The following is a 2495-nucleotide window of genomic DNA, read 5'->3' as shown; positions in this document are numbered from 1 at the left end:
CCACCAGCGCTTGGCTAGCACGGCTGCGTACTGAGCAATAGTCATTAGATGTTCCTCTCCTGCAGATACCTTTACCCTGTCTGTGCTCTCGTTGTTATATGTATCGATCTTGGCCGAGGATTGTAAACTTCTAACGAAAGAGTGGTAAGAAGGTCCTGTTCCCTAAAGGAACAAGCGTAGTGCAGGGCTGCAGACAGGACTCTACCTGATCTCAATCCCACCCACTCTATTCCTTCACCTGCCGATCTGCCTTTCTGCGCCGCCGGCTGGCACTAGCCCAAGCTTGCACTATGCGACTCTAGACTCCGCGCAATTTGATTACTTCAATGACGGTCCTTAGAAGGATCAGGATATCTAGCATATAGGACTGATGTTTAATGTAATAGAGATCATATTGAAGCTTTTCTAGTGCATGTTGACTAGTGAAGGTATAGTGATATTTCACTTGGGCCCAGCCTGTCAAACCGGGGGGAACGGACAGGCGGCAGCGATAGAAGGGGATGGTTTGCTCCAACAGTTTCACGAACTCCTCACGCTCGGGTCGAGGTCCAATCAGGCTCATCTCTCCGCGCAGGATATTCACTACCTGGGGCAGCTCATCCAGGTGGGTTGCGCGTAGAAAGCGCCCAATGCGTGTCACTCGGGCATCGTTCTGGCTAGCCCAGCGAGCCTTCCCTTCTGGTTCGGCGTCGACCCGCATGGAGCGAAATTTATACATCTTGAACCTGCGACCATTTTTGCCGAGGCGCTCCTGACAGTGGAAGAGAGGGCCGGGTGAATCGAGGCGGATCAGCAGCGCCAGGGGAGGGAGCAGGAGCAGCAGCAGAAGCAGGCCGGCCAAGCCGAAGGTAAGATCAAGCAACTTGCGCCAACAGAGGTAAAGGGGAGAAAGATTCGCCCCTGGCAATGCGATATACCATTGTTCCCCGATCTTCTCTACGGGGATCTTGCCACTAACGTTCTCATAGACGCAGAGGGCGGGCACCAACGAGACTCCCAAGTGGGTGCCTGTGATAGCCTCCTGCACGAGGGCTGGATTCTCCTGGTACTCGGTGGCCATGATCAGCACATCAATGGCCTGCTGTTCAATTAGCCGTCGTAGCGTGGCTCGCCCCCCGAGAATAGGCAAGGGCAACTCTCGGTCAGCACTATCTTCCCGCTCCTCTTCTTCAACGATATAGCCTAAAATATCGATGGTTGAGCGTCTGGGAGCAACCTGTAGTTCTCGTGCTATTGCTTCTCCAATGGGGCTGATGCCGACAATCACTCCTTGACGTCGAAAGGGTGGCAGGTGTAGACACTGAGCAATGAGCAGGCGCCAACTGCCGATCAGGGGCGCACTGACCACGGTAAAGGCGAGGGTCGTGATTAGCAGGGTGCGCAGGGCCCGCCCTTCCAGCGTTGCACTTAAGGTGAACCAGAGGCCAGACAGAAGGAGCAGCGCCATCAAGGCTCGTAACGGGCTAACCAGGCGGCTCGACATACCATTGAGGTCATAGGCGCGGGTTAAACGCGCTGTAAAGCTCCAAAGCAAGGTAGCGCAGCCGATCCAGGTGAGGTGCACTTCCCAGGCCGTAACCAAGCGACTGCTACTTTCTACTGGCTGCTTGCTCACCACGAAAACGATGAAGGTCGCCAGCAGCAGCAAACCATCGCCGCCGATCATGATCAGTCGCCAGTCGTTGGCGGAGAAGCGGCGCCTGAGCCGCAGCCGTAGCGGCACCTGCTCACATTGAGAAGTTGCCGGCAGAGTGAGGGTGGCTGTACTGCTGCGATAGCTGCTCCTGGAGAGTGGCTGGCCCTCCTGCTGATATTCCTGCTCTTTTAACATATTTGACCCTTTCTCTCCCATTTCTCTCTGCTACTTTGTATTTATCTGTATACAGCAAGTTTGTCGGGATCTTGCTCAGGTTGATGGGGCTGTTTTGAGGCCGAAAAAGGGGCTATTACAGGGGAGGAAGAAGAAAGGAGAGTCGCGATTTGCGCATCGAGACGTGCACTCAGCTGATCGTAGTCAAAACGCTCCTCGGCCAAGGTGCGACCGCGAGTGCTAAGGGCCTGGGCCAAGCCCGGTTGCTGGTAGAGCTGCAGAATCGCCTGGGCCAGGGCAGTAGGATTTTCCGGCTCGACGAAGATGGCTGCTCCTGCTTCTTCGGCCAAACGGCGGGCCTCGCCATCGACAGCTAACAGAATTGGGCGTCCGCAGGCCAGAGCCTCATACATCTTACAAGGCAAGGCTCCCGTGAAGAGAGGAAGCTTGCGCATGATGATCAGGCAGGCGTCGGCAGCTGCCAGCAGCAGAGGCACCTGCTCGTGAGGGAACGGGTCCATGAAGATAACATTTTCTAACCCGCGTCGGCGAGCCTCGGCCAGCAGTTCAGGCTTAGCGCCGCCGTCGCCGACCAGCCGGATGCGAATCGCAGGATAGGAGCGTAGTTGTTCGGCAGCGTCCAAGACAGTGGTCAGGCCGTGAGAAATACCAAGGGTACCAGCAT

2 protein-coding genes are annotated in these 2495 nt (G+C 55.9%); both read right to left on the bottom strand.

What is annotated here, in order from left to right:
• Window positions 1-298: 298 nt before the first annotated feature.
• Window positions 299-1831, bottom strand: coding sequence for an exopolysaccharide biosynthesis polyprenyl glycosylphosphotransferase (locus IRZ24_RS19345; protein WP_297168115.1), 1533 nt, complete (start codon window positions 1829-1831; stop codon window positions 299-301).
• A 41-nt stretch (window positions 1832-1872) separates the two neighbouring features.
• Window positions 1873-2495: glycosyltransferase family 4 protein (locus tag IRZ24_RS19340; RefSeq protein WP_297168112.1), on the bottom strand; the 623-nt coding region annotated here is incomplete at its 5' end.

This window comes from Thermogemmatispora sp. (assembly GCF_019683755.1).
Taxonomy (GTDB): Bacteria; Chloroflexota; Ktedonobacteria; order Ktedonobacterales; family Ktedonobacteraceae; genus Thermogemmatispora.
This window is presented reverse-complemented; position numbering and strand designations above follow the sequence as displayed.